Annotated in this window: 1 protein-coding gene; it reads right to left on the bottom strand. The window is 61.8% G+C overall.

What is annotated here, in order from left to right:
• The coding region (locus PSV33_RS00510) for a tetratricopeptide repeat protein (protein ID WP_300557490.1) at window positions 1-5886 on the bottom strand (5886 nt) is incomplete at both ends.

Here is a 5886-nt window from a genome sequence, read left to right as displayed (position 1 = left end):
TTTCTGCCAGCCCACTTCGAACTCGCCAAGCATCAGGCGGCACAGCGCTTCGTTCGCATGGGACTCTGCATGGTCAGGCGCGAGACCTAACGCGCGCCCGAAATTCTCCAGCGCCTCGGCAGGGCGCCCCAAGGCCCGTAATACGGTACCTCGATTGCTCAACGCATCAGGATAGGCGGGCTTGACATGGATCGCCCGGTCGTAACTCTCCAGAGCCTGCGCTGGACGACCCAGATCCTGAAGTGCTGCACCGCGGTTACACAGCGCTTCTGCAAAGTCTGGCCTGATCTCGAGCGCACGCTCACAACTCGCCAGCGCCTCCTCGGGTCGCTCCAGGTCCAACAAAATGGCCCCCCGGTTGCTTTGCGCTTCTGCCGAATCCGGATCAATGCCCAGTGCCAGCTCGTAACTGGCCAGCGCCTCTTCAAGGCGCCCCAGGTCGCGCAAGGCATTGCCCCGGTTGCCCAGGGCTTCGGCATGGCTGGGCTCAATGTTCAGCGCCCGCTCATAACTCGCCAGCGCTTCTTCAGGGCGCTTCAGGCTCCGCAAGGTGTTGCCGCGGTTTCGCAGCGCTTCGGCAAAATCCGGATTCAATTGCAGGGCTGCGTCATAACTCTTGAGCGCTTCACCGTGGCGATGCAGGTCATGCAATGCATTACCCCGGTTGCTCAGCGCTTGCACATGGTCTGGTCTGACTTGCAGGGCACGGTCATAACAGTCAAGCGCCTCCTCGGACCGTTTCAGGGCCCGCAAGACATTACCGTAATTGTTCAATACGTCCGGATGCCCAGGGTGAATCTTCAGGGCCTGCACAAACAGGGCCGCGGCTGCGGCAGGCTGCTTGTTTTGCGCACGCACCATGGCCAGCAGTTGCAGGGCGTCAAAGTGCTGCGGCTGCGTCAACAGCATCTCTTCATACAGCGCCCCGGCCTGATCCAGCCTTCCCTGCTGGTGCAGCGCCATCGCCCTTGCAAGTGAGTTGGACAGGTCCTTGTCCGTTGCATCGCGTGTCCGGCGCACCACCGCCACCCGTCTGGGCTCACGTTCAAGGGTTATCAGGCGCGCCGCCAGCGCCTCCCGCACCTGTGCCATCACGCTGGCCCAATCACCCGTGGCTGGTTGCCTGAACAGCCGCGCTGATGCGTACCAGGGACTGTCGCTGCGATCGAGCAGCCAGCGCCAGTCGGGACTGAAGGGCAGCAGGATCCACACTTCCTTGCCCATCGCCCCCGCCAGGTGAGCCACGCTGGTGTCTACCGTGATCACGATGTCCATCAGCTCCAGCGCCGCAGCCGTCTCATTGAAGTCCTCCAGCCAATTGTCCAGAAAACGAATGCGCGGCGTATCCGCCAGGGCGGAACGATCAGCCGGCCGCACCGTCTTCTGCAGGCAATAGCTGTCGTAGCGATCGCTCAACAGGCTCTTGATGTCGCCCAGCGCGAGAGAACGCCTGTCGTCATTCTGGTGGCCCGTGCTTCCGCTCCAGACCAGGCCCACTCTTTTTCTGGGGGTCTCACCCAGCCGGGCTTGCCACTGGACCAGTTTCTCCGCATCGCTGTGCAGATAGGCTTGTCCACTGAGATTTTTCAGGTCCACGTTGAAAGCCAGCGGCAGACTCAGCAGCGGGCAGTGGTAGTCGAAGTCGGGCAAACGCTCCCCCCTGCCCAGCACCAGGCCAACCCCCTCCAGCTGGCCAAGCAGGCCCTTGAGCGACGGCTGCACTTCCAGCACCACCCGCGCACCCAGCGCCGCCACCTGGCTCACATAGCGGCAGAACTGGATGGTGTCGCCCAGCCCCTGCTCGGCATGCAAAAGAATGATCTTGTGCGCCAAAGACTCTTTGCCCAGCCACAGAGGCCGATTGAACTTTCTTTCCAGCGAAAGCCCCGGCTCTTTCTTCCATCGCCATTCATACTTCTTCCATCCGGCAGCAAAGTCACCCATCAGCAACCGGCACAAAGCTTCATTGTTATGAGCTTCTGCATAGTCCGGTTTTAACTGCTGTGCACGCGCATAACTTTGCACCGCCTCAGGCAGACGGTTCAAGTCCTGCAATGCGGCACCCCGGTTGCTCAGCGCGCCAGCATGGTCCGGCTTCAGCCGGATGGCCTCGTTGTAACTGTCCAGCGCCTCGGCTGGACGGCGCAAGGATCGCAATGCCGCGCCCCGGTTACTCAGGGCTTCGGGATAGTCGGGCCTGAGCGTCAACGCACGGTCAAAACTCTGCACCGCTTCGGCGAAGCGTCGCAGCACCCACAAGGCGTTGCCATGGTTGTTGAGTGCTTCTGCATAGTCAGGCCGGGTTCGCAGCGCAAGCTCGCAGCTTTTCAGGGCTTCTTCAGGTCGGTCGAGATCCAGCAGCGCAGCACCGCGGTTGCTCAGGGCCGTGGCATCCCGGGGATTGATCTCCAGTGCGCGATCAAACAGCACAAGCGCAGACGCGTGATTGTTTCTCTGAACCGCTATCGTCCCCAACAACTGCAACGCATCAGAGTGCCGGGGCTGCGCCGCAAGTATCGCCTTGTACAAAGCCTCGGCCCCGTCCAGATCACCTTTTTGATGCAGAGCCAATGCCTTGCCCAGCTTGTCAGCCACACCGCGTGTGTCTTCAGCCGGTTTGTCTTTGTCTGCACCCAAATGCATTGCCAAAGCTGCCTGCACCTGCCCCAACACCCCTGCCCAGTCGCCCCTGTGTGTCTGCCTGAACAGCCGCGCTGAGGCGTACCACGGGCTGTCACTGCGCTCGAGCAGCCAGCGCCAGTCCGGGCTGTACGCCAGCAACAGCCACACCTCTTTACCCATTGCTCCTGCCAGGTGGGCGACGCTGGTGTCTACCGTGATCACAATGTCCATCAGCTCTATCGCTGCAGCGGTGTCGCTGAAGTCAGTCAGCATATGACCCAGCTGCCTGAGCTGGGGCAGCGCCTCCAAGCCGGCCTGGTCGGCCGGCCTGATCTCTTTTTGCAGGCCGTACCAGTCGGCCCGTGGGTGGCTCTGCAGCAGTGTCCGGAAGTCTTGCAGGGCAATGGAGCGCTTGTGGTCGTTGAGGTGACCGGTACTGCCGCTCCAGACCACCCCTATTCGTGTTTGGCCTGCCGGGCCCAGGCGCTCTTGCCACTGGCGGCGTTTGTCGGGCTCGCTTTGCAGGTAGGCTTGTCCGCTGATGTTGCCCAGGTCGGCCTTGAAGGCCAGCGGCAGGCTGAGCAAGGGGCACTGGAAGTCAAACTCGGGCAGGGCTTCTCCCCTGCCCAGGACGACACTTGTGCCTGGCAAGCCTTGTAACAGTCCTTTGAGCGCGGGCTGTACTTCCAGCACCACGCGCGCGCCCAGCGCTGCAACCTGGGCGGCGTAGCGGCAAAACTGCAGGGTGTCGCCCAGGCCTTGTTCGGCGTGCAGCAAAATCGTCTTGTTGCTGAGCAACTGCTCTCCCAGCCACAGGGCTTGGGGGAAGTTGCGCTGTGCGTCTTGGTTGAGCTTTCGCTTCCAGCGCCATTCGTAGTTGGGCCAGCCTTGGGAAAAGTCGCCCAGTAGCAATTGGCAAAGGGCTTCGTTCCAGTGCGCTTCGGCATAGTCTGGTCTGGCCCGCCATGCTTTTTGATGACTTGCCAGCGCCTCCTGCGGACGCCCCAGTTCCAGCAAGGCCACGCCCCGGTTATTCAAGACTTCTGCATGATCCGGTCTGACCTGCAGCGCGCGGTCGTAACTCTCCAGCGCTTCTTCAACACGCTGAAGGCTTCGCCAGACATTGCCGCGATTGACCAGTGCGTCCACAAAGTCCGGCTGAACCTCCAGGGCGCGACCATAAATCTGAAGCGCCTCCTCCGTCTTTCCCTGGGCTTGCAAGGCATTGCCCAGGTCACTGAGCACGCCCGCATGGTCAGGCTTGATCTTGAGTGCCAGCTGATACAAAACGATGGCCTCGGCGTTGTCCCTGCGATGCGCCGCAATGGTCGCCAGCATCTGCAGTGCTTCAAAATGCCGGGGCTGCGCAGTCAGAATTTCCTTGTAGAGAACCTCGGCCCTGTCCAGATCGCCTTTTCGATGTAGGGCTAAAGCGCTGGTCAGCTTGCCAGCCGCACCGCGCGTGTCTTCAGTCTGCTTGTCTTTGTCCACACCCAGACATACCAGCAGAGCTGCCTTCACCCGGGCCAGCACACCGGCCCAGTCTCCCGGGGAACTCTGCCTGAACAGCCGCGCTGACGCGTACCAGGGGCTGTCGCTGCGATCCAGCAACCAGCGCCAGTCGGGGCTGAAGGGCAGCATGATCCACACCTCTTTGCCCATGGCTCCCGCCAGGTGCGCCACGCTGGTGTCCACCGTGATCACCAGGTCCATCAGCGCCACCACCGCGGCCGTGTCGCTGAAGTCTTTCAGAGACTCGCCCAGGAATTCGATGCCGGGTGTGTTTGCCAGCGCGGCCTGGTCGGCTGGCCGAAGTTCCTTTTGCAGGCAGTAGAAGTCGGCCTGCGCGCTGAGGGCGCTTTGCATGTCGGCCAGCGCGAGGGATCGGTGGTGGTCGTTCTGGTGGCCGGTGCTGCCGCTCCACACCAGGCCGATGCGCTTGTTGCGGCCAGGGCCCAGTCGATCTTGCCACTGGGCTCGCTTCTTTGGCTCGCTGTGCAGGTACGGCTCGCCGCTGATGTTGCTCAAATCGGCCTGAAACGCCAGGGGCAGACTCAGCAGCGGGCAGTGGTAGTCAAAGTCGGGCAACTTCTCGCCCCGCCCCAATACCAGGCTGACACCCTCAAGGTCTTGAAGCAGTGTCTTGAGCGCCGGCTGCACCTCGAGCACCACCTGGGCACCCAGTGCTGCCACCTGTCGGACGTAGCGGCAGAACTGGAGGGTGTCGCCCAACCCTTGCTCAGCGTGCAGCAGTATGGTCTTGCCCTGCAATGGCTCTTTGCCCAGCCACAGGGGCTGGGTGAAATTGCGAAGCTTGTCGCTATTGATCTCTCGCTTCCAGCGCCATTCGTAGTTCTGCCAGCCACGCGCATAGTCACCCAACAACAGCTGGCACAGCGATTCGTTCCAATGCGCTTCGGCATTGCCCGGTTCGAGCCGCAGCGCGTGCGCACAATTCTCCAGAGCCTCGGCATGACGCTTCAGGTCCTGCAGAGCGGCACCACGGTTGCTCAAAGCCTCCACATAGTCTGGCTTGAGCCTGAGGGCACCGTCGTAACTCTGAAGAGCTTCCCCGTTGCGACCCAAGGCGCGCAACGCGTTGCCACGATGGCTGAGCGCTTCTGCGAAATCGGGCCTGACCTGCAGGGCACGGTCACAACTCGCCAGCGCTTCCTCCGGTCGCTTCAGGTCCAGCAAGGCATTGCCACGGTTGCTCAGGGCCTGTGCGTCGTCCGGCCTGATCTGCAGCACACGGTCAAAACTCTCAAGGGCTTGCGCCGTGCGTTTCAGACTTCCCAGCACACTGCCACGATTGCCCAGCGCCTCTGTATTGAGCGGATCAACCCCAAGCGCAAGGTCATAACTTGCCAGTGCCTCGTCAGCCCGCTTGAGTTCCCAAAGCGCGTTACCACGGTTAACGAGTGCTTGTGCATAGTCCGGCTGGATCTGGAGCGCCTGCTCGTAACTGGCCAGCGCTTCTTCCGGCTGCTTCAGGACCCGCAATACATTGCCGTAGTTGTTGAGCGCACCGGCATGTTGGGGGTTGATTTTCAGGGCCTGCTCAAACAGGACCCGTGCTGCGCCAGGGTTGTTCTTTTGCGCCTCGACCATCGCCAGCAACTGAAGCGCATCAAAGTGCTGCGGCTGCACCTGCAGAATCTCCTTGTACAGCCCCTCAGCCTGATCGAGCTGCCCCTGCTGGTGCAGAGCCACCGCCTGCGCCAGCTTGTCGGCCAGGGGCTGGGCTGCCATCACCAGCGGCTT

The organism is Polaromonas sp. (genome assembly GCF_029945895.1).
Lineage (GTDB): Bacteria > Pseudomonadota > Gammaproteobacteria > Burkholderiales > Burkholderiaceae_C > Polaromonas.
This window is presented reverse-complemented; position numbering and strand designations above follow the sequence as displayed.